At 67.9% G+C, this 246-nt stretch carries 1 protein-coding gene; it reads left to right on the forward strand.

Translation table 11 applies throughout. The annotated features are described in order from the left end of the window. Positions 1-246 (forward strand): molybdopterin cofactor-binding domain-containing protein (locus RVY79_RS21080; RefSeq protein WP_317466559.1); only part of this gene is annotated, 246 nt, incomplete at both ends.

Raw genomic sequence — 246 nt, forward strand, 5'->3', positions numbered from 1 at the left:
GTGAGCGCACCTTCCTGTCCGAGGAGGCGCTCCGGCGGGCGAGGGCGAGCCAGCATCAGCCCTTCCGCCGCTCGCAGAACGTCTTGTGCGTGCCGCCGGCCGGCAGGCTCAGATGCGTGGCCAGCAGCGTGCCGACCATCCTGTACGCGACGCTGCTTGCCGGGCAGTACAAAACACCAGCCATCTACGCCGAAGTCAAAGCGGTCTTCACGAATACCGCGCCCGTGGATGCCTACCGTGGCGCCG

Source organism: Chromohalobacter sp. HP20-39, assembly GCF_033052815.1.
Lineage (GTDB): Bacteria > Pseudomonadota > Gammaproteobacteria > Pseudomonadales > Halomonadaceae > Chromohalobacter.